The organism is Streptomyces sp. NPDC090025, assembly GCF_044748125.1.
Lineage (GTDB): Bacteria > Actinomycetota > Actinomycetes > Streptomycetales > Streptomycetaceae > Streptomyces.
Map to the genome: position 1 here is coordinate 59426 of NZ_JBIVFL010000005.1, position 20620 is coordinate 80045.

A 20620-nucleotide genomic window follows, 5' to 3' on the forward strand; every position below is an offset into this window, starting at 1 on the left:
CTCCCGGGTCCCTCAACCACCCTCCCCCCAGAGCCCTTTGACGTGAGTCATGACAGGGAGCCGCTCCGTCCGCTAGCATCCCCGGCGGCGGCTCGGCGCGGCACCCACGCGGGTGTGACGCGCTCAGCGAGAGCTCTGACCCGGCCGCCGCGCACCACCCGCACGCCCCGTCATGACGGGGCGCGGCTCGTGGTGCGCGGTTCCGGAGTCCAGCTCTCGCCGTCCCCGAACAGGGAGTTGACAGGTATGCGCCTGTACGCCTCCGCCCCACCACGCCGCACCTCCACCACATCCACCCTCTCCGTCGTGCTCGCCGCGCTCCTGCTGCTCGTCGGCGGGGTGCTCGTCGCCACCACCGGCGCCGGGCGGGCCGCCGCCGCCGATCCGCTGCTCTCGCGGGGGAAGCCCGCCACCGCGTCGTCGAACGAGGCCACGGGGTTCGCCCCCGGCAACGCCTTCGACGGCAGCGCCACCACCCGCTGGGCCAGCGCCGAAGGTTCGGATCCGCAGTGGATCCGGGTCGACCTCGGCGCGAATGCGACCGTCTCCCGGGTCCGGCTCAGCTGGGAGGCCGCGTACGCCAAGGCGTACCGGGTCGAGATCTCCGCCGACGGCTCCACCTGGACCCGGCTCGCCACCGAGAGCGCGGGCAACGGCGGCACCGACGACTGGACCGGCCTGACCGGGAAGGGCCGGCACGTCCGCGTGTACGGGACCGCCCGGGGCACCTCGTACGGCTACTCGCTGTTCGAGGTGGAGGTCTACGGGGCCTGGACGCCGGACGGCTCCACGCCGCCGACTCCCCCGACGACCCCGCCGACCACACCCCCCACCACCGGACCGCCGACCGGCGCGTTCACCGTCGTCGCCGCCGGTGACATCGCGGCCCAGTGCACCGCGTCCGACAGCGCCTGCGCGCACCCGAAGACCGCCGCCCAGGCGCAGCGCCTCAACCCGAAGTTCTATCTGACGATGGGCGACAACCAGTACGACGACGCCCGGCTGGCGGACTTCCGGAACTACTACGACAGGACCTGGGGCGCGTTCAAGGCCAAGACCCGTCCCGCGCCGGGGAATCACGAGACCTACGACCCGGCCGGGTCGCTCGCCGGGTACAAGTCGTACTTCGGCGCGATCGCCTATCCGCAGGGCAAGCCCTACTACAGCTACGACGAGGGGAACTGGCACTTCGTCGCGCTCGACTCCAACTCCTTCGACGACCCCGCCCAGATCCAGTGGCTGAAGGACGACCTGGCCCGCTCCACCAAGGGCTGCCTGGCCGCCTACTTCCACCACCCGCTGTACTCCTCCGGCGGGCACGGCAACGACCCGGTGTCCCGGCCGGTCTGGCAGATCCTGTACGCCGCCAAGGCGGACCTGATCCTCAACGGGCACGACCACCACTACGAGCGGTTCGCCCCGCAGGACCCGAACGGCCGGGCCACCCCCGACGGCATCGTGGAGATCGTCGGCGGCATGGGCGGCGCCGAGCCGTACCCCATCGAGACGGTGCAGCCCAACAGCCAGAAGCGGATCAGCGGTTCGTACGGCGTCCTGAAGCTGGACTTCACCGACACCACGTACGGCTGGAGTTACGTCGGCACGGACGGTCAGGTCAAGGACACCGGCCCGACCTACACCTGCCACTGATGTATCTCGCGACCACCGGTCGCCGGGACGCGCCGCCCGCCCCCACCCCGGGGGCGCGGCGGCGGGTCTCCGCCACCGTTCTCGCGCTCGGCTCGGTCAGTCTGGTGACGGACATCTCCTCGGAGATGGTCACCGCCGTCCTGCCGCTCTATCTGATGTTCGGGCTCGGCCTGACGCCTCTTCAGTTCGGTTTTCTGGACGGTCTGTTCAACGGGGCCACCGCGCTGGTCCGGCTCCTCGGCGGCCATCTCGCGGACCGCGCAGGACGCCACAAGGCGGTCGCCGGGCTCGGCTACGCCCTGTCGGCCTGCTCGCGGCTCGGCCTGCTGCTCGCGGGCGTGGGCGGCGCGGGTGCGGGCGGTTCGGGTGCCGCGAGCGGGCTCGTCGCCACCGCGCTCGCCGCCGACCGGCTCGGCAAGGGCATCAGGACCGCGCCGCGCGACGCCCTGATCACCCTGGACAGCCCGCCCGACGGCCTCGGCCGGGCGTTCGGCGTGCACCGCGCCATGGACACCACGGGCGCGCTGCTCGGCCCGCTGGCCGCGTTCGCACTGCTGTGGGCGACGGCCGACGCGTACGACGCCGTGTTCGTCGTCAGTTTCGCCTGCGGGCTGCTCGGGGTGCTGCTCCTGGTGGTCCTGGTCCCCGGCGGCCGCCGCGCGCCCGCCCCGCGACACCGTCCCGGCACGAGTCGCCGTGCGCCCCTGCGTCCGTGGGCGCCGCTGCGGATCCCGGCGCTGCGCCGGGTCGCGCTCGGCGCGGCCGTCCTCGGCGCGGCGACCGTCGGCGACGCGTTCCTCTACCTCCTGCTCCAGCGGCGCACCGGCCTCGACGCCACCTGGTTCCCGCTCCTGCCGCTCGGCGCGGCGGCCGGCTATCTGCTGCTCGCGATGCCCGCCGGACGGCTCGCCGACCGGATCGGCCCCCGGCGTCCCTTCCTGTACGGGCACGGGGCCCAACTCGCCGCCCTCGTCCTGCTCCTCGCCCCGCCGGTCCCCGGACCGGTGCTCCTGGTGGCGGTCCCGGCGCTGCTCGGCGTCTTCTACGCGACCACCGACGGGGTCCTGATGGCGCTGGCCGGACCCCTGCTGCCGCCCGGCGGACGGGCGGCCGGGCTCGCGGTCGTGCAGACGGCGCAGGCCCTCGCCAAGGTGGCGGCCGCGGCCGGGTTCGGCGCGGCCTGGACGCTGTGGGGGCCGGAGCCCGCCCTGCTCGTCGCCCTCGCGGGGCTCGCCGTCGCCCTGTGCTGCGCGCCCCGGCTGCTCCCGGCCGACCCCGCCCCCGTACCAGAGCCCGCCCCCGCCCCCGTATCCGTATCCGTATCCGTATCCGTATCCGTATCCGAGTCCGAGTCCGCACCCGACCCTGGAAAGGAACCCTCATGACCGGCAGCCCGAGCCGCCGCCGACTGTGGGCGCTCGTCATCGGCATCCTGCTGCTCGGCGGCGGCGCCACCGCCTACACCCTGCGGGCTGCCGCGCACCAACCCGGCGGCCCCGGCGACACTGCCCGTACGGCCGCCGACCCGGGCTTCACACTCGACTCCGGCGCCCCCGGCGCCCTCTGGTTCCGGGACACCGGCAGCGGGCGGGTCGCCCGGCAGGACCCCACCGCCCCCGGGTCCCGGGAGGTGGGCGGGCCCCGCTGCGACCGGTTCCACGCTGCCGGGCCCACGGCGCTCTGTCTCCAGCTGCGGCCCGGCATCCCGGCCCGCACCTATGTCATCGTCCTCGACCGGGCGCTGCGCGAGCGGCAGCGCATGAGCCTGCCCGGGATCCCGAACCGGGCCCGGGTGTCGGCGTCGGGGCAGGTGCTCGCCTGGACGACGTTCGTGACCGGCGACTCGTACAACACCGCGACATTCGCCACCCGGACGTCGATCCTCGATCTGCGCACCGGCTATCTGATCAAGAGCATCGAGCAGATCCCGCTCACCCTGGACGGGCGCCGCCACCACGCCCCCGACGTCAACTACTGGGGTGTCAGCTTCGCCGCCGACGACAACCGCTTCTACGCGACGGTCGCCACCCAGGGACGCACCCATCTCGTCGAGGGCGATCTGCGGAAGTGGTCGGCGCGGGCCCTGAAGGAGAACGTGGAGTGCCCGTCGCTGTCGCCGGACGGCGCCCGCGTCGCGTACAAGAAGAAGGTCTCCGACGACGCCCGTGCCCCGTGGCGGCTGCACGTCCTCGATCTCGCCACCCTGCGCGAGCACCCGCTGGCCGAGACCCGTTCGGTCGACGACCAGGCCGTCTGGACGGGTCCTGACACCGTCGCGTACGGCTACGGCGCCGGGACCGGCTCCGGGGTGTGGAGCGTTCCGGCCGACGGTACGGGCGCGCCGCGCCTGGTGGCGGCGGGCGCCTCGTCGCCGGTGGTGCTCTCGCCGACGACGAGACGCTGACGGCCCCGCGCCGTCACGCCGTCGCCGTCACTCCCCCGGCGCGCCGGTCTCCGCGAGGACGCCGTCGGCGAGCCGCAGCCAGCGGTTCACGCCGATCTCGCGCAGGAAGCGCTCGTCGTGGCTGACGACGAGGAAGGCGCCCTGGTACGAGTCGAGGGCACCGGCCAGTTGGCCGACGCTCACCAGGTCGAGGTTGTTGGTGGGCTCGTCCAGGAGCAGCAGGTGGGGGGCGGGTTCGGCGCACAGCACGCAGGCGAGGGTGGCCCGCAGCCGTTCACCGCCGGAGAGCACGCCGACGGGGAGGTGGGCGCGGGCGCCCCGGAAGAGGAAGCGGGCCAGGAGGGTGAGCCGCTCGGCCTCGGGGCGTTCGGGGGCGTAGTCGGCGAAGTTCTGGGCGACGGTGCGGTCCGGGTCGAGCAGGTCGAGCCGCTGGGAGAGATAGGCGATCCGCCCGTCGGCCCGGGTGAGCCGGCCCGTGTCGGCGGTGAGGGCGCCGTCGACCAGGCGCAACAGGGTGCTCTTTCCGGCCCCGTTGGGGCCGGTCAGGGCGATCCGTTCGGGGCCGCGCACGGTGAGGTCCGCGCCGGGTGCGGCGAACACCTCGCGGTCGCCGAGCCGGACCCGAAGCTCCTCGCCGAGGAACAGGGTGCGGCCCGCGGGCACCCGGGTGTCGGGCAGGTCTAGGGTGATCCGCTGGTCCTGGCGGACCGCGCGCTCGGCCTCGTCGAGGCGGGCCTTCGCGTCGCCGACCCGGGCGGCGTGCAGCTGCCCGGACCGTCCGGCGGACTCCTCGGCGCCGCGCTTCATGGTGCCCGCGAAGATCTTGGGCAGTCCGGCGCTCTTCAGGTTCCGCGAGGCGTTGCTCTGGCGCCGCTCGGCGCGCTCACGGGCCTGCTGCATCTCCCGCTTCTCCCGCTTGAGTTCCTGCTCGGCGTTGCGGACGTTCTTCTCGGCGACCTCGCGCTCGGCCTGGACCGCCTCCTCGTACTCGGTGAACGTGCCGCCGTAGAGCCGGAGTTGACCACGGTCGAGTTCGGCGATCCGGTCGACCCGGTCGAGCAGCGCGCGGTCGTGGCTGACAAGGAGCAGGCAGCCGGTGAAGTCGCCGAGCACGTCGTAGAGGTGGTGCCGGGCATCGGTGTCGAGGTTGTTGGTGGGCTCGTCGAGGAGCAACACGTCGGGACGGCGGAGCAGTTGGGCGGCGAGGCCGAGGGTGACGATCTGTCCGCCGCTGAGGCTGTCGAGCGGACGGTCGAGGGCGAGTCCGCCGAGACCGAGCCGGTCGAGCTGGGCCCGGGTGCGGTCCTCGATGTCCCAGTCGTCGCCGATCGTGGTGAAGTGCCGTTCGTCGACGTCACCGGCCTCGACGGCGTCGATGGCCCGGATGATCCCGTCGACGCCGAGGACCTGGGCGACGGTGAGGCCGGTGGCGAGCGGCAGGTTCTGCGGCAGGTGACCGAGCGTGCCGTCGACCAGGACGCTGCCGGTGGCCGGGCGCAGCTCACCGGCGATCAGCCGGAGCAGGGTGCTCTTGCCGCTGCCGTTGGGCGCGACCAGGCCGGTGCGGCCGGGTCCGACGGTGAAGGACAGGTCCTGGAAGACGGGGGTGTCGTCGGGCCAGGCGAAGGACAGGTTCGAGCAGACGACGGAGGCGTCGGACATGGGGTGACCTCTCGGTACGGGAGGACGGGCGCCCCGGGCCCCGGCCCCGGCGGCGTGCGCGCGACGGCGGACGCACCGCTCGGCGGACCGCACCACGGAGACGGCACATGGCGGGGGCGGAGCGGTGGCCGGTCGCGCGGCGACAGCGGCGGGGAGACGGAAGGCGGGACGGCCCGTCGGAAGGACGGACGGCGAGAACGGGAGCAGAAGGAGAAGGGGACGACGAGGAGACCACTCCGGCGCGCGTCGTCCCGCGCTGCCGGTGGTCCGCCGGGTCCGGGTGTCACCCGGAGATGTCGTCGTCCACCACCATGTCCGTGCTCCTCGTCGAAAGATCAGGGCTGCCCACCCTAACAGTCGGGGCCCGGCCCCGGCGGACGCCACGCCTCCGCCGCTCCCTTTCGGACAGGCCGTGCGCGGGCCCGTGGCCGTGGTGCGGCGGGCGTGCTCCCGTCGGCCACCCGGCGCGGCTCGATCACCACGTGACGCGGCTTGGCGGCGTCCTGGCCGCCGGTCGCGGCCGGGACCGCCCGGTCTACAGCGACTTTTCCAGCGGCCGCCGTTTGGCCGCCCGCGCCCCGGGCACGACGGCAGGTCATCGCCCCGCCACGGCCGGACAACCCCGGATCGTCCGCGCCACGACGCCCCTCCGGAAAAAAATTTTCGGCGGTGATGTCGAGAACCCGTGGCTCGCTCCGTCCCCGGTGTGAAGGCGACCAGAATGGGTCGCTCCAGCGAGGAGGAAGATCATGGCCAAGTACCTGCTTCTCAAGCACTACCGCGGCGCTCCGGACCCGGTGAACAACGTGCCGATGGACCGGTGGACGCCGGAGGAGATCTCGGCGCACATGGGCTACATGAACGATTTCGCGGCGCGCCTGGAGAAGACCGGGGAGTTCGTCGAGGGCCAGGCGCTCGCCCCGGAGGGGACCTGGGTCCGGTACGACGGGGAGGGCCGGCCGCCGGTGACGGACGGGCCGTTCGCCGAGACGAAGGACCTGATCGCCGGGTGGATGGTGATCGACGTCGACAGCTACGAGCGGGCGGTCGAGCTGGCCGGTGAGCTGTCGGCCGCGCCGGGGGCGGGCGGGAAGCCGATCCACGAGTGGCTGGAGCTGCGCCCGTTCTACGGTGCCGCGCCGACCGTCACGGAGTGACCGTACCCACCGAGCGTCCCGGAGGGACCGTACCCATGGACGAGGCCCTGCTCCGCGATCTCACGCCGGGCGTCCTCGCCGTCCTCGTCCGCCGCGGAGCCGACTTCGCGGCGGCCGAGGACGCCGTGCAGGACGCGCTGGTCGAGGCGCTGCGGGTGTGGCCCGCCGATCCGCCGAGGGACGCGAAGGGGTGGCTGGTCACGGCCGCCTGGCGCAAGTTCCTGGACGCCCGGCGGTCGGACACGGCTCGCCGCCGCCGGGAGGAGCTGCTGGAGGAGGAACCGGCGCCCGGGCCCGCGTCCGGCGTCGACGACAGCCTCCAGCTGTACTTCCTGTGCGCACATCCGTCGCTGACGCCGTCGTCCGCGGTGGCGCTGACGCTGCGGGCGGTCGGCGGGCTCACCACCCGCCAGATCGCCCGCGCGTACCTGGTGCCCGAGGCGACGATGGCGCAGCGGATCAGCCGGGCCAAGCGGACGGTCTCCGGTGTGCGCCTGGACCGGCCGGGCGATGTCGCGACCGTGCTGCGGGTCCTCTACCTGGTCTTCAACGAGGGGTACTCCGGTGATGTCGACCTCGCGGCGGAGGCGATCCGGCTCACCCGGCGGCTCGCGGCGGCCGTCGACCACCCGGAGGCGGCGGGGCTGCTCGCCCTGATGCTGCTGCACCATGCCCGGCGGTCCGCCCGTACCGCCGCCGACGGCGGTCTGGTGCCGCTCGCCGAGCAGGACCGGGGCCGCTGGGACACCACGCTGATCGCGGAGGGTGTCGGCATCCTTCAAGGGGCGCTCGCCCGCGACCGGCTCGGCGAGTTCCAAGCGCAGGCGGCGATCGCCGCGCTGCACGCGGACGCGCCGACCGCCGCCGAGACCGACTGGGTGCAGATCGTGGAGTGGTACGACGAGCTGGTCCGCCTGACCGACAGCCCGGTGGTCCGGCTCAACCGCGCGGTCGCGGTCGGCGAGGCGGACGGCCCCCGCGCGGGTCTCGCGGCCCTCGCCCCACTGGACGCGGCGCTGCCCCGGCACGCCGCGGTCGCCGCGTACCTCCACGAACGCGCCGGCGACCCGACCACGGCGGCCCGCCTGTACACGGAGGCCGCCCGCAAGGCCCCGAACCTGCCGGAGCGCGACCACCTCACCCGCCAGGCGGCCCGGCTCCACGCCCAGGAACGGGGGCGGGAGCGGGACGGCTGAGCCGCCGACGGGGGTCGGAGGAGAAAGCCCGACGGGGTGCTCCGCCCGCCCGCTGGCGGGCGGAGCGCTCGCTCCTCGACCAGGGTCACGAACCCGCCGCGGAACCCGTCCCTGGACAGGTGAACGGCGGCACGGGGTAAGATCTTCGGCGACATCGCGTGCCGGTCACCGACCGGGTGAGGCATGGAGGTGTCAGGAGATGCCTCTGGAGGCATTCCTTGTCCGTTCAGTTGAACCACACCATCGTCCACGCCCGGGACAACCGGGAGTCCGCCCGCTTCTTCACCGAGCTCCTCGGCCTGGAGATCACCAGCGAGTGGGGTCCGTTCATCGCCGTCGCGCTCGACAACGGCGTCACGCTCGACTTCGCCACTTCGCCCGACGACACCATCACTCCGCAGCACTACGCCTTCCTGATCTCCGAGGAGGAGTTCAGCGCGGCGTACGAGCGGATCGTGGCGCAGGGGATCGAGCACTACGCCGACCCGCAGCAGAAGCGGCGGGGCGAGATCAACCACAACGACGGCGGGCGCGGGGTCTACTTCCTCGACCCGGCCGGGCACTTCATGGAGTTCATCACGGTGCCGTACGGCGGCTGGCCGAAGCCGTAGCCGTAGATGGGTAGTTCGGGATGTCGAGGGCCGCGGCGCGTGTCGCGGCCCTCGGCCGTACCCCCGGGGCGGGTCATGCCGTCGGGTAGTCGCGCAGGTTGATGTTCTCGGCGGCCTTGCGGGCGATCTTCGCGGCCATGTTCTTGCCGGGGAGGTAGGGCATGACCTTGTAGTAGCGGTTCAGGGCGCTCGCGACGAAGCGGCTGCTGGGGACCATGAGTCCGGCGACGCCGTCGCCCATCTTCTGGCAGCCCTCCGCGTACGCCCGCATCTCCTGCTCGTAGCGGGCGAAGGCGACGGTGTGGTCGCCGTGGGCGGCGGCGAGTTCGCCCGCCAGGACGTAGGCGCCGACCAGGGCGAGGCCGGAGCCCATGCCGGACAGTGAGGACGGGCAGGAGGCGGCGTCGCCGAGGAGCGCGACCCGGCCGCGCGACCAGCGGTCCATGCGGACCTGGCTGACGGAGTCGAAGTAGAAGTCGGGGGCGTGCCGCATGTCCTGGAGCAGCCGGTCGCTCTCCCAGCCGAGTCCGGCGAACTACGCGGTGAGGACGGCCTGTTGGCGGGTGACGTCGCGGCGGTCCAGGTCGAGGTCCGGGGAGCCGAAGTAGAACACGGCCTTGGCCTCGGTGTTGTGGCGGGCGCTGTACATGGCGACCATGCGGTTCGCGGTGCGGTAGGCGTGGCCGGTGTGGTCGAGGCCGAGGTGGTTGGCGGTGGTGAAGATGGCGCAGTAGACGCCGAGGTGCTTCACGAACCGCTCCTCGGGGCCGAACGCGAGGCGCCGGGTGGTGGAGTGGAGTCCGTCGGCGCCGATGACCAGGTCGAAGCGGCGCGGCGCGTGCCGTTCGAAGGTGACGTCGACACCGTCCGCGTCCTCGCTGATCGAGGTGAGGGAGTCGCCGAAGAGGTATTCGGTGTACGGGCTGGTCTCGTCGTACAGGATGCGGGCGAGGTCGCCGCGGAGGATCTCGACGTCTCCGGCGAAGAGGTCCGCGGGGAGCTTCGCGACGGGCTTGCCCGCGGAGTTGACGTACGACATCGAGCCGGTGCCGGTGCGGGCGTTCTGGATGGCGTCCAGGATGCCCATCTCCCGCAGCACCTTGAGGTGTGCCGCGCCGCGGAAGTCGACCGCGTAGCCGCCCTCGCGGAGGGTGGAGGCGCGCTCGACGATCGTCGGGCGGAAGCCGTGGCGGTGCAGCCAGTGGGCGAGCGCGGGTCCGGCGACGGAGGCGCCGGAGATGAGGACCGAGAGCTGCCGGGCGGGGGCGGTGCCGGGGGTGAACGTGCCGGTGGTGGAGGGGCTGTTGGTGGCGGTGGACCGGGCCGTGGTGTGCTGCGTCTTCGTCATGGAACAGAGCTTGTCGGGGACCGCTCACCGGTCGCTCACCCCCGGCTCACCGCCCCTCACCGATCCCCCGCACCACGGCTCCGTGCCACAGGCTCGGCCCTGTCATCCCTCGGCCCGCAGGACCGCCTCCACCGTCGCCTCCGGCAGCCCCATCATGCGCAGGGTCTCCGGCAGCCGGGGGCCGAGCGGCGCGGCGGACGCGGCGACCTGGCGGTAGTGCTCGCGGGCGGCCGCGGTGTCGCCGCGCGCTTCGGCGACCCGGCCGAGTCCGGCGAGCGCACCAATCCGGTTGCCGAGGCTCTTGACCCAGTGCGGGTCGATCCGCTCCAGGGCCTCGGTGTAGAGCCTGCGGGCCTCGTCGAGGTCGGCGTCGAGCACTGCGAGGTCGCCGAGTCCGCGCAGCGCGGCGCCGAGGCCCGCCGATCCGCCGCCGGTACGGGCGAGGGCGGCGGCCTCCGTGTAGTCGGCCCTGGCGAGTTCCGGGTCGTGGCCGATGTGCTGGTCGCCGCGGTTGACGAGCAGGTCGGCGGAGTCCTCGTGGGCGCCGAGCTCGGCGGTGCGGGCGAGCGCCCGGTCGATGAGGGCGAGGGCCTCGGCGCGCTGTCCGCGGCCCCCGGCGAGTCCGGCGAGGGCGTCCAGGGCGAGTGCCGCGCCCCAGCGGTCGCCGAGCGCGTCGAAGCCGTCGGCGGCGGCCTGGAAGGCGAGCGCGGCGCCGTCGGGGTCGCCGCCGCCGAGGGGACCGAACGCGGAGACGTAGGCGGCGGCCGACCGGGCCCACGGGTCGGGGCACTGCCGCTGGCCGGACACCAGCGTGTAGGCCGCCTCGGCGTCGGGTTCGGCGGCGTTGCGCATCATCCAGAGCAGCAGGGCGGCGGGGTGGCGGCCGGCGCGGTCGCCGGGCCAGGCGGTCTCCAACGCCCGTTGGGCGGAGGCCCGGTGGCGGCGCCAGACCGGCTGTCCTGCGGGCGCGGCGGCGGCGAGCAGCACGCACACGGCGTACTCCTCGCCCCGCACCGGGTCGCCCGGGTCCGCGTACCCGTCCCCCACCGTGTCGAGCAGGGTCACCGCGTGGGCGGCGGCGGTGGCGGCGGCGCCGCGGATCCACAGGCCGGTCGCGGCGGTGGCGAGGAGTCCGAAGGCGGTGTCGTGGTCGTGGGCGGCGAGCGCGCGGCGCAGGGCGGCGGCCAGGTCGGCGTCCTCGGCGGCGGTCCTGGGCAGCCAGTCCAGCTGCGCCGTCCCGAGCAGATGGCGTCCGGCCTCGTCGAGCAGGGCCCGCAGATGTGCGGCGTGCAGCCGCTCGGTGGCCGCGGTCTCGCCGGACTCGTCGAGGCGCTCGGCGGCGTACGCGCGGATCGTCTCCAGCATCCGGTGGCGGCCGCCGCCGGCCGGTTCCAGGATCGACTTGTCGACGAGGGATTCCAGGGTGTCGCCGTCCATGGCGCACACCTCGCGGGCGGACCGGGCGGTGGCACCGCCCGCGAAGACGGCGAAGCGGCGGGCCGCGCGCTGTTCGTCGGCGGAGAGGAGTGCCCAGCTCCAGGCGACGACGGAGCGGAGCGTACGGTGCCGCTCGGCCGAGCCGCGGCTGCCGCGGGCGGTGACGGCGAGCAGGTCGTCGAGGCGGGTGGCCAGTTCGGCGAGGTCGAGGGTGCGCAGTCGGGCGGCGACGAGTTCGATCGCGAGCGGGAGTCCGTCGAGGGCGGCGCAGATCCGGCGCACGGCGTCCGCGTCGGAGCCGCCGTCGCGCCCTGCTCCGGCGCCGTGGCCGGGCGTGGGTTCGCGGCGTACCGCGCGGGCCCGGTCCTCGAAGAGCCGTACGGCCGCCGCCTCGTCCAACGGGCGCACGGGCCAGACGTGTTCGCCGATGACGCCGAGGGGTTCGCGGCTGGTGGCCAGGATCCGCAGCCGGGGGCAGGCGGTGAGGAGGCGGGCGGCCAGGGTGGCGGCCTCGTCGACGACGTGTTCGCAGTTGTCGAGGACGATCAGCAGTGGGCGGTCGGCGAGAGCGGTGATCAGCCGGTCCAGCGGGGACCGCTCGCCGTCGGCCATCTGGAGGCCGTTCTCGCGCAGTCCGAGGGCTCCGAGCAGCAGGTGCGCGGCGCCGGATCCGTCGCGCAGCGCGGCCAGTTCGACGAAGCAGACGTCGTCGCCCGCGGCGACGGCGACGTTCGCGAGTTCGGCCGAGAGGCGGGTCTTGCCGACGCCGCCGGGACCGCTGAGGCAGACGAGGCGGGCCGTCCGCAGCAGGGCGGCGACCTCGGTGGTGTCGGTCTCGCGGCCGATGAAGCTGGTGAGCGGCGCGGGCGGCGCGGCGGGCGCCGGGGTGCCCTGCTCCGTACCACCGTCGAGCAATTCGCCGTACAGGGAGGTGAGTTCGGCGGAGGGGTCGGCGCCGAGTTCGTCGGCCAGGTGACGGCGGGTCGCCTCGTACACGACGAGTGCCTCGGCCTGCCCGCCCTGGGCGAACAGGGCGCGGATGAGCAGGGCGGCGAGTCGTTCGCGCAGCGGGTGGGCGGCGACCAGTGCGCGGAGTTCGGGTACGAGGGAGCGGGGGTCGCCGGAGCGCAGTTCGGCTTCGACCCGGTACTCCAGGGTGGCGAGCCGGAGTTCTTCGAGGCGGGCGGCGGCGGTCCTGGCCGTGCCGCTGTCGGGGAGTCCGGTGAGGGCGGGACCGCGCCAGAGGCCGAGGGACCGGCGCAGCAGGGCGGCGGCCCGTACCGCGTCGCCGTCCCGCAGGGCCGTCCGCCCTTCGGCGGCGAGCAGCTCGAACCGGACGGCGTCGACGGCGAGTTCGCCGCGCCGCGCGGGGTCCGGGTGAGCCGGGTCGGTCAGGCCGGTCAGGCCGTCGGAGGCGTCGGTGCCCCCGGCGGCGTCAGTCGCATCCGCCGCGTCCGCCGCGAGCAGGAGCCGGTATCCGGCACCGACCCGTTCGATGCCCGCCCCGGGCGGCAGGACCGCGCGCAGCCGGGACACCTGGGACTGCACGGCGTGGGCGGAAACGGTGCCGCCCGGCTCGATCTCCTCGGCGAGCAGGTCCGCCGACACGACCGTGCCGGGCCTGATCAGGAGCAGCGCGAGGAGCGCGCGCCGCGCGGGGCCGCCCAACGCCACCTCGGTGCCGTCGTGGTGCCACGCCTGAGTCTCTCCGAGGATTCCGAAACGCACGCCGGTGATTAGATCACGCCACCGGGAGCGGCCCGAGGTAGGTGCCGCCGGAGACGTCGACGGTCTGCCCTGACACCCAGCGGCCCTGCGGGCCGGCGAGGAATCCGACCACGTCGGCGACGTCCTCGGGCTCGCCGAGACGGCCGAGGGCGGTGATCGACTCCAGGGCGGAGACCACCTCGGGGATGGCGGTGTATCCGGCCGTGAGGTCGGTGCGGATGGCGCCGGGGGCGACGGTGTTGACCGTGATGCCGCGTGCGCCCAGCTCGTTGGCGAGCGAGGGGCCCATCGATTCGAGGGCGGCCTTGCTCACGGTGTAGCCGATCTGGGTGGCGACGGCGAAACGGCTGGCCGTGGAGCCCATGTTGATGATCCGGCCGCCGTCGTTGAGGAGCCCGAGGGCCCGCTGGATGACGAAGAAGGGGGTGGTGACGTTGATGTCGATCAGCCGGGCGAACTCCTCGGCGCTGACGTGTCCGATCGAATTCCCCGAGCCGATGCCCGCGTTGTTCACCAGGATGTCCAGCCGGTCGACGCCGTGCGCGGCAAGTCCTTCGAACAGCCGGTCGACGGCTCCGGCCTCGCCGAACCGGGCGCCGACGGCGACCGCGCGACCGCCCTCCCACTCGATGCGGGCGACGGTTTCGTGGGCGGCCTCGGCGTTGCCGCCGTAGTGGACGACGACGAAGGCCCCGTCGGCGGCGAGCCGCAGTGCGACCGCCCGTCCGATGCCTCGCGAGCCGCCGGTCACCAGCGCGGTCTTCCCGGTGAGCGGGCCGGGCGGGACGGCGAGCGCGCCGGGGGTGGCCCGGTCGGTCGGGGCGGCCTGCGGGGTCTGCGGGGTCTGCGGGGTCTGCGGGGTCTGCGGGGTCTGCGGGGTGAGCGTCATGGTCGTACTCCTTCGCATGGGGTGGTCCGCCCGGCATCCGGTGGGATCCCGTGCGGCCTTTCGATGTCCTCATGCTCGCGAGCGGCGCTCACCGGCCGCTCACCGCGCACTCACCGCCCCTCACACCCCCGCACCACATAATCTGCCCGCCCGCCGTCGGACGGCGGGCGGGCAGCGTTGTCCGGCCGCTACGGGCGGGTGAAGCGGAGGGTGCGGAGCTCGAAGGGGCGGAGGGCGACGGGGATCGGGTCGCCGGTCGGGGCCGGCTCGGAAAGGGGGCGTTCCAGCAGGTCGGTCTCGGTGACCGTGGTGGTGGGGAAGCCGGGGGTGAGGGTGGTGCGGGCGCGGGCGCCGTGGGCCTCGTGGAAGCGGACGACGACGTCGCCGCTGCCGTCGTCGGCGAGCTTCACCGCGGTGACGACGACCGCGTCGGAGCCGAGCTCGACCAGCGGGGCGACCGGTCCCGCGCCCTGCACGGCGCGCTCCGGCAGGTTGACCCGGTAGCCCTCGCGGACCGCGTCGCCGATGGCGGCGCCCGGCACCAGGGCGTGGTGGAAGCGGTGCAGGCCCTGGTCGGTCTCGGGGTCGGGGAAGCGGGGGGCGCGCAGCAGGGAGACCCGGACGGTGGTGGTGGTTCCGCCGTCGTCGGCGCGGACGGTACGGGTCACGTCATGGCCGTACGTGGAGTCGGTGACGAGCGCGACGCCCCAGCCAGGTTCCTCCAGGTGGACGAAGCGGTGGTTGCACGCCTCGAACTTGGCGGCCTCCCAGCTGGTGTTGGTGTGGGTGGGGCGGTGGAAGTGCCCGAACTGGGTCTCGGACGCGTACCGTTCGGCGTGCACGTCGAACGGGAAGGCCAGCTTGAGGAACTTCTCGGTCTCGTGCCAGTCGACCTCGGTGTCGATGTCGAGGCGGCCGGAGCCGGGGGCGAGGGTCAGGGTCTGGCTGACCCGGGAGTCGCCGAACGAGCGGACGATGTGGACCGAGGCGCCTTCGCCGGGGGTCACCTGGTCGGCGTCGACGAGGTCGGTGACGGTGTTGCGGTAGAAGGCATCGACGTCCCAGGCGTCCCACATGTTGGGGAAGTCGGGGTGGATCTGGAGCAGGTTGGCGGCCGTGCCGGGCGCCACCGTCTCGCGCTCGCCGACCAGGTCGTACGCGGAGACGACCAGGCCCCGGTCGTCGATCTCGACCCGGAGCAGCCCGTTGTCGAGGACGTATCCGCCGCCGTTGCGCACGGTGAGCCGGGACGGGGCGTCGGTGCCGGGGACGGCGGCGCCGCCCGCCGGGATGCCGTGCCGGGGGTGCGGGGCCGCGTTGAAGACCAGCCGCTCGGCGCCCGCTCCCGCCAGGGCGCGCTGGGCGTCGTCGATGATGGCGGTGAGTTCGGCGGCGACGGCCTCGTACGTCCGCTCGGCCTCGCGGTGCACCCAGGCGATGCAGGAGCCGGGCAGGATGTCGTGGAACTGGTGGAGCAGGACGGTCTTCCAGATGCGGTCGAGGTCCTGGTACGGGTACGGGTGTCCCGGCACCCGGACGGCGGCGGTCGCCGCCCACAACTCGGCCTCGCGGAGCAGGTGTTCGCTCCTGCGGTTGCCCTGCTTGGTCTTGGCCTGGCTGGTCAGGGTGGCGCGGTGGAGTTCCAGGTAGAGCTCGCCGACCCAGACGGGCGGGTGGGCGTACTCGGCCTCGGCCTTGGTGAAGAATTCCTCGGGGGTCTCCCAGACGACCTGCGGGCTGCCTTCGAGGTCGCGCATCCGCCCGGCCTTGGCGATCATCTCGCGGGTGGTGCCGCCGCCACCGTCGCCCCAGCCGGTCGGGGCGAGCGAGTGGCGGGCCACGCCCTTGTCCTTGAAGTTGCGGGCCGCGTGGGCGATCTCGCTGCCCTTCATGGAGCAGTTGTAGGTGTCGACGGGCGGGAAGTGGGTGAAGATCCGGGTGCCGTCGATGCCTTCCCACTGGAAGGTGTGGTGGGGGAACTTGTTCGTCTGCGACCAGGAGATCTTCTGGGTGAGCAGCCACTTGGAGCCGGCGGCCTTGATGATCTGCGGGAGGCCGGCGGCGAAGCCGAAGGTGTCGGGCAGCCAGGCCTCTTCGTTGTCGACGCCGAACTCGTCGAGGAAGAACCGCTTGCCGTGCACGAACTGACGGGCCATCGCCTCGGAGCCCGGCATGTTGGTGTCGGCCTCGACCCACATGCCGCCGGAGGGGACGAAGCGGCCGTCGGCGACCGCCTTGACGACCTTCGTCCACACTTCGGGGCGGTGCTCCTTGATCCAGGCCCACTGCTGGGCCTGGGACATGGCGAACACGAAGTCCGGTTCGTCGTCGAGGAGCGCGGTCATGTTGGAGGTGGTGCGGGCGACCTTGCGGACGGTCTCGCGCAGCGGCCACAGCCAGGCGGAGTCGATGTGGGCGTGGCCGACGGCGCTGATCCGGTGGGCGGAGGGTTCGGCGGGCGAGGCGAGGACCTCGGCGAGTTCGGCGCGGGCGGCCGGCGCGGTGGCGCCGACGTTCTGGAGGTCGACGGCGTCCAGGGCGCGGTCGACGGCGCGCAGCACGGCCCAGCGGCGGGCACTCTCCACCGGCAGTTCGGCCATCAGCTCGCCGAGCACCTCCAGGTCGATGACGAGCTGCCACACCTCCTCGTCGAAGACGGCGAGGTCCATCCTGGTGATCTTGTACTGGGGGTCGGTGCCCGCGGTGTGCTTGTCGCCGAGCTGGGTGGGCAGGAAGGGGTGGTAGTCGAGGATGACGGGGTTGGAGGCGGCCTCGATGTGCAGCGTGATCTCCTCGCCGCCTTCGACGGGGGCGCCGACGCGCACCCACTGGTTGCGCGGGTTGAGGCCCTTCACCGGGGTGCCGTCGGGCCGGTAGACGAGGCCCTCGCACTGGAAGCCCGGCATGTTCTCGTCGAAGCCGAGGTCGAGGATCGCCTCGACGGTCTTCCCGGCCCACTCGGCCGGTACGGTCCCGGTCACCCGGAACCAGCTGGTGCCCCAGGGGGCGCCCCAGGCGTCGCCGACCGCGACCGGGTGCGGGGTGGCGGCCAGGCCCTCCTCGACGGGCACGGGCTCGCCGGGCGCGTTCCACACGGCGACGTCCAGCGGCACCGACGCCGGGTACACGGCGGGCCGCAGGCGCTCGTCGAGGACGCGCTTGAGCCGGGCTTCGACAAGGGCGCGGTCGTCATGCATGAGGGGTGCTCCTTGGGATTCGCGGGGTGGGGTGCGGTCGGGGTGCGGGGGCGGGTCGGTGTCGGGGGCGGGTGGTGGTCGGGGGCGACGGGGTGGGGTGCCCGGCCGGATCGGATCAGGCGATCCGGCCGGGGGTCGGGCGGCCTGGTCCGGGGTCAGCGGACCTGGTCGGGGGTGACGAGTTCGGTGATGCCGCGGGCGGCGAGGTGGCCGGGGTCGGTGGCGCGGTCGGCGAGGACGGTGGTGGGGCGGGCGCCGTCGGCGGTGAGCCGGAAGTACGCCTCGAACACCGGGCCGCCGGGTGCGCAGGCCGAGCGGCGGGCCGGGTCCCCGTCGACGACGAGCGCGGTGGTACGGGGCGCGGGGGCCCGGCCCCGTACCGCTTCCCTGGTCTCCCGGGCGTGCCGGGCGAGCACCCGCGCGGTGTCCTTGGGGCGCCGGTCGTTGGTGAACAGGCCGAGGCCGTATTCGAGTTCGGGGAAGTCGGCGAGGTCGCGGGACACGTCGTGGGAGCACCACCAGGTGACGCCCCACAGGTCGGGGCAGTCCAGGACGTGGGTGACGGTGGCGTCGGTGAACGCGGCGGCGTGCTCCGGCGGTACGTGCGGGGCGGGGGCGCCGACCTCCTGGAGCCAGACGGGGCGGTGCGGGTCTTCGGCCCATGCCTTGGAGAGTTCGACCAGGTAGGCGGCGTGGTGCTCGGTGGCGGTGCCGGTGCGGCCGTGGCGCTGGGCGGTGCCGTTGAAGACCCAGGAGTGGACGGCGGTGAGGGCGCCGTGCCGGGCGGCCTGGGCCGGGGTGAAGGGCATGTCGTCCTGGTACCAGCAGGCGTCGTACTCGGCGTGCAGGTGCGGGCGGCCGGGGGCGCCCGTCTCGCAGGCGGCGAGCATCCGGGTCAGCCAGGCGTCGATCTCGTCGGGGGTGGCCCGGTCGGGGTCGGGGTGCGGGCCGGCCGAGAACTGGTTGATCTCGTTGCCGACGGTCATGCCGAGGAAGGTGGGCCGGTCGGTCAGAGCTTCGGCCAGCGTCCGGAGGTAGGCGGCCTGCCCTTCGATCACGTCCGGGTCGGTGAACAGGTTCCTGCGGTGCCAGGTGCGGGTCCAGGCGGGCAGGAAGTCGAAGCTCGACAGATGCCCCTGAAGGCCGTCGACATTGACGTCCAGACCCCGCTCAGCGGCGGCGTCCACGAGGTCGACCAGGTGCTCGACCGCACGCGGCCGGATCAGGTTCCGGTTCGGCTGGAAATACGGCCAGAGCGGGAACACCCGGATGTGGTCGAGACCGAGTTCCGCGATCCCGTCCAGATCGGCGCGGACCGCGCCTGGGTCGTAGTCGAGCCAGTGGTGGAACCATCCCTGGCTGGGCGTGTAGTTGACGCCGAAGCGCGGGGCTGTCATGGCGAGGTGCTCCAAGGTCGTGGTTCGGGAGGGGGGGCGGGCTCAGCCCTTGACGGCGCCTTCACCGACGCCCTTGAAGAAGAACCGCTGCAGGCAGGCGAACATCACGATCAGCGGGGCGACGGCGATGATGGTGCCCGCGGCGATCACCCGCTGGTTGCTGGCGAAGGTGCCGTGCAGGAAGTTCAGTCCGACGGTCAGGGTGAAGTTGCTGGAGTCGGAGAGCACGATCAGCGGCCACAGGAAGTCGTCCCAGGCGCCCATGAAGGCGAAGATGGCGACGACGGCGAGGGTGCCCTTGACGGCGGGGAGCGCGACCCGGCTGAACCGCTGCCAGACGTTGGCCCCGTCGACGATGGCGGCCTCCTCGATCTCGTACGGGATGTTGTTGAAGGCGTTGCGCATGAGGAGGACGTTCATCGCGCCGATGCAGCCGGGGAGCACGACGGCGACCAGGGTGTTGTTGAGGTCGAAGCTGCGCATGGTGGCGAACTGGGCGATCATGATCGCTTCCATCGGCACCAGGAGCGCCAGGATGAACACCACTCCGGCGGCGCCGCGGCCCTTGAAGCGGAGCCGGGAGAGCGCGTAGCCGGCCATCGCGGCGCCGAGCACGTTGGTGAGGACGCTGGTGACGGCGACCTTCAGCGAGTTCAGGATGTAGTCCCAGACCGGGATGATGTCGGCGACGCCCGCGTAGTTCTTCAGGGTCGGGTGCTCGGGGAACAGCCGGGGCGGTGAGGTGAAGATGTCCTCGGTGGGGCCCTTGAGGGAGGTGGAGAGCTGCCAGAGGAACGGCCCGATCATGATCAGCAGCATCAGGGTGAGGAGCCCGTACCGCAGGATCCTGCGCCAGAGCGGGCTGCGGCCGCGGCGGCGGCGCGGCTTCGCCGGGCGGATCGGCCGGATCACGGGGGTTCCGGAGCCGCCGGGTGCGGCGGGGGTTTCGGTGGTGACGGCCATCAGTCCTTGTCCTTCCGGTCGGCCCGCAGCACGAAGAGCATCAGCAGCAGGGTCAGGACGAACAGCACGATCGACATCGCGGAGGCGTAGCCGGTGCGGCCCTGCAGGCCGGTGCCGACGCGCTGGATGAGCATGACGAGGGTGGTGTCCTCGCCGCCGGGGCCGCCGGTGGGCCCGGCGATCATGTACACCTCGGAGAACACCTTGAAGGCGGCGACCGAGGAGAGCGCCCCGACCAGGACCATCGTGGAGCGGACCCCGGGCATCGTGATCGACACGAAGCGGCGGATCGGGCCCGCGCCGTCGACCTCGGCGGCCTCGTGGAGCTCACGGGGCACGTTGGCGAGCGCGGCCAGATAGATGATCATGTAGTAGCCGAGTCCCTTCCACACCGTCAGGGCCATCGCGCTGAGCAGCAGCAGCCATGGGTTGGAGAGGAACGGCACCGGGTCGATGCCGAGCATCTGCAGCACGCCGTTGACGAGGCCGCGGTCGTCCAGCATCCACACCCACATCAGGGCGACGACCACGACCGACGCGACCACCGGGGTGTAGTACGCGGACCGGAAGAAGGCGATGCCGGGGATGTGCTTCTGGACCAGGAGGGCCAGCAGCAGCGGCAGGAAGACCATGCAGGGGACGACGACCACGACGTACAGGGCGCTGTTGCGCAGGGCGACCCAGAACTGGTCGTCCTGGAGCAGCGCGGTGAAGTTGTCGAGGCCGACGAACTCGCCGGTGGTGAGGGTGCGGGCGTCGGTGAAGGACTTCCAGACGGTGGCGAAGAACGGGTAGAGGTTGAACGCCAGGGTGATCAGCAGGCCGGGCGCCAGGAACAGCCAGGGGCTGAGCGGCCGGTGGGTCCGCCGGGCGGAGGCCCGGCGGCCCGCGCGCCGGCCGCCTCGGGCGGTGGCGCGCGGGCGGTCGCCGGGGGCGGCCACCGCGGCGGGTACGGGTTCGGTCGAGGTGCTCATGGTGGAC

At 73.3% G+C, this 20620-nt stretch carries 13 protein-coding genes and 1 pseudogene; 6 read left to right on the forward strand and 8 right to left on the reverse strand.

Going from position 1 to position 20620, the window contains the following annotated elements; all coding sequences use genetic code 11:
- The first annotated feature begins 246 nt into the window (after positions 1-246).
- The 3 genes from ACIPXM_RS14845 to ACIPXM_RS14855 are packed head-to-tail and all read left to right on the forward strand — an operon-like array spanning position 247 to position 4054.
- Complete coding sequence (locus ACIPXM_RS14845; RefSeq protein WP_401655280.1) at positions 247-1650, forward strand: discoidin domain-containing protein; 1404 nt, start codon at positions 247-249, stop codon at positions 1648-1650.
- Complete coding sequence (locus tag ACIPXM_RS14850) at positions 1650-3035, forward strand: MFS transporter (protein WP_401655281.1); 1386 nt, start codon at positions 1650-1652, stop codon at positions 3033-3035. Before ACIPXM_RS14845 ends, ACIPXM_RS14850 begins: the two co-directional genes overlap by 1 nt.
- Positions 3032-4054: a TolB family protein gene (locus tag ACIPXM_RS14855; protein WP_401655282.1), complete on the forward strand. Its 1023-nt coding sequence runs from the start codon at positions 3032-3034 to the stop codon at positions 4052-4054. Before ACIPXM_RS14850 ends, ACIPXM_RS14855 begins: the two co-directional genes overlap by 4 nt.
- A gap of 27 nt (positions 4055-4081) precedes the next feature.
- On the opposite strand, the gene ACIPXM_RS14860 is transcribed toward ACIPXM_RS14855, so the two are convergent.
- Positions 4082-5716: an ABC-F family ATP-binding cassette domain-containing protein gene (locus tag ACIPXM_RS14860; RefSeq protein WP_401655283.1), complete on the reverse strand. Its 1635-nt coding sequence runs from the start codon at positions 5714-5716 to the stop codon at positions 4082-4084.
- A 749-nt stretch (positions 5717-6465) separates the two neighbouring features.
- Between ACIPXM_RS14860 and ACIPXM_RS14865 the strand changes: the two genes are divergently transcribed.
- From ACIPXM_RS14865 to ACIPXM_RS14875, 3 genes are all read left to right on the forward strand, one after another.
- Positions 6466-6873 carry a YciI family protein gene (locus ACIPXM_RS14865; protein WP_401655284.1) on the forward strand — a complete coding sequence of 136 codons (408 nt, stop codon included), beginning with the start codon at positions 6466-6468 and terminating at the stop codon, positions 6871-6873.
- Positions 6874-6908: 35 nt separating this feature from the next.
- Positions 6909-8069, forward strand: a complete 1161-nt coding sequence (locus ACIPXM_RS14870; protein WP_401655285.1) for an RNA polymerase sigma factor — start codon at positions 6909-6911, stop codon at positions 8067-8069.
- A gap of 218 nt (positions 8070-8287) precedes the next feature.
- Positions 8288-8680, forward strand: a complete 393-nt coding sequence (locus ACIPXM_RS14875; protein WP_401655286.1) for a VOC family protein — start codon at positions 8288-8290, stop codon at positions 8678-8680.
- Positions 8681-8753: 73 nt separating this feature from the next.
- On the opposite strand, the pseudogene ACIPXM_RS14880 reads toward ACIPXM_RS14875, so the two are convergent.
- The 7 genes and pseudogenes from ACIPXM_RS14880 to ACIPXM_RS14910 form a co-directional block, all read right to left on the reverse strand.
- Positions 8754-10028 (reverse strand): annotated as a pseudogene (locus ACIPXM_RS14880) (FAD-dependent monooxygenase).
- Between the two features lie 102 nt (positions 10029-10130).
- The gene (locus tag ACIPXM_RS14885) at positions 10131-13193 is read right to left on the reverse strand and encodes a BTAD domain-containing putative transcriptional regulator (RefSeq protein WP_401655287.1); all 3063 of its coding nucleotides are present in this window, start codon (positions 13191-13193) and stop codon (positions 10131-10133) included.
- A 13-nt stretch (positions 13194-13206) separates the two neighbouring features.
- Positions 13207-14082 carry an SDR family oxidoreductase gene (locus ACIPXM_RS14890; RefSeq protein ID WP_401655288.1) on the reverse strand — a complete coding sequence of 292 codons (876 nt, stop codon included), beginning with the start codon at positions 14080-14082 and terminating at the stop codon, positions 13207-13209.
- Between the two features lie 188 nt (positions 14083-14270).
- Positions 14271-17279, reverse strand: coding sequence for an alpha-mannosidase (locus ACIPXM_RS14895; protein ID WP_401655289.1), 3009 nt, complete (start codon positions 17277-17279; stop codon positions 14271-14273).
- A gap of 155 nt (positions 17280-17434) precedes the next feature.
- Complete coding sequence (locus tag ACIPXM_RS14900; RefSeq protein ID WP_401655290.1) at positions 17435-18676, reverse strand: glycosyl hydrolase; 1242 nt, start codon at positions 18674-18676, stop codon at positions 17435-17437.
- Between the two features lie 42 nt (positions 18677-18718).
- Positions 18719-19639, reverse strand: coding sequence for a carbohydrate ABC transporter permease (locus ACIPXM_RS14905; RefSeq protein WP_401655291.1), 921 nt, complete (start codon positions 19637-19639; stop codon positions 18719-18721).
- Positions 19639-20613 carry a carbohydrate ABC transporter permease gene (locus ACIPXM_RS14910; protein WP_401655292.1) on the reverse strand — a complete coding sequence of 325 codons (975 nt, stop codon included), beginning with the start codon at positions 20611-20613 and terminating at the stop codon, positions 19639-19641. The genes ACIPXM_RS14905 and ACIPXM_RS14910 overlap by 1 nt, the downstream gene beginning before the upstream one ends.
- Between the last annotated feature and the right edge of the window lie 7 nt (positions 20614-20620).

Coding starts and splice junctions, on each gene's coding strand:
- ACIPXM_RS14845 (WP_401655280.1), top strand. CDS start 247: ATGCGCCTGTACGCCTCCGCCCCACCACGCCGCACCTCCACCACATCC.
- ACIPXM_RS14850 (WP_401655281.1), top strand. CDS start 1,650: ATGTATCTCGCGACCACCGGTCGCCGGGACGCGCCGCCCGCCCCCACC.
- ACIPXM_RS14855 (WP_401655282.1), top strand. CDS start 3,032: ATGACCGGCAGCCCGAGCCGCCGCCGACTGTGGGCGCTCGTCATCGGC.
- ACIPXM_RS14860 (WP_401655283.1), bottom strand. CDS start 5,716: ATGTCCGACGCCTCCGTCGTCTGCTCGAACCTGTCCTTCGCCTGGCCC.
- ACIPXM_RS14865 (WP_401655284.1), top strand. CDS start 6,466: ATGGCCAAGTACCTGCTTCTCAAGCACTACCGCGGCGCTCCGGACCCG.
- ACIPXM_RS14870 (WP_401655285.1), top strand. CDS start 6,909: ATGGACGAGGCCCTGCTCCGCGATCTCACGCCGGGCGTCCTCGCCGTC.
- ACIPXM_RS14890 (WP_401655288.1), bottom strand. CDS start 14,082: ATGACGCTCACCCCGCAGACCCCGCAGACCCCGCAGACCCCGCAGACC.
- ACIPXM_RS14895 (WP_401655289.1), bottom strand. CDS start 17,279: ATGCATGACGACCGCGCCCTTGTCGAAGCCCGGCTCAAGCGCGTCCTC.
- ACIPXM_RS14900 (WP_401655290.1), bottom strand. CDS start 18,676: ATGACAGCCCCGCGCTTCGGCGTCAACTACACGCCCAGCCAGGGATGG.
- ACIPXM_RS14905 (WP_401655291.1), bottom strand. CDS start 19,639: ATGGCCGTCACCACCGAAACCCCCGCCGCACCCGGCGGCTCCGGAACC.
- ACIPXM_RS14910 (WP_401655292.1), bottom strand. CDS start 20,613: ATGAGCACCTCGACCGAACCCGTACCCGCCGCGGTGGCCGCCCCCGGC.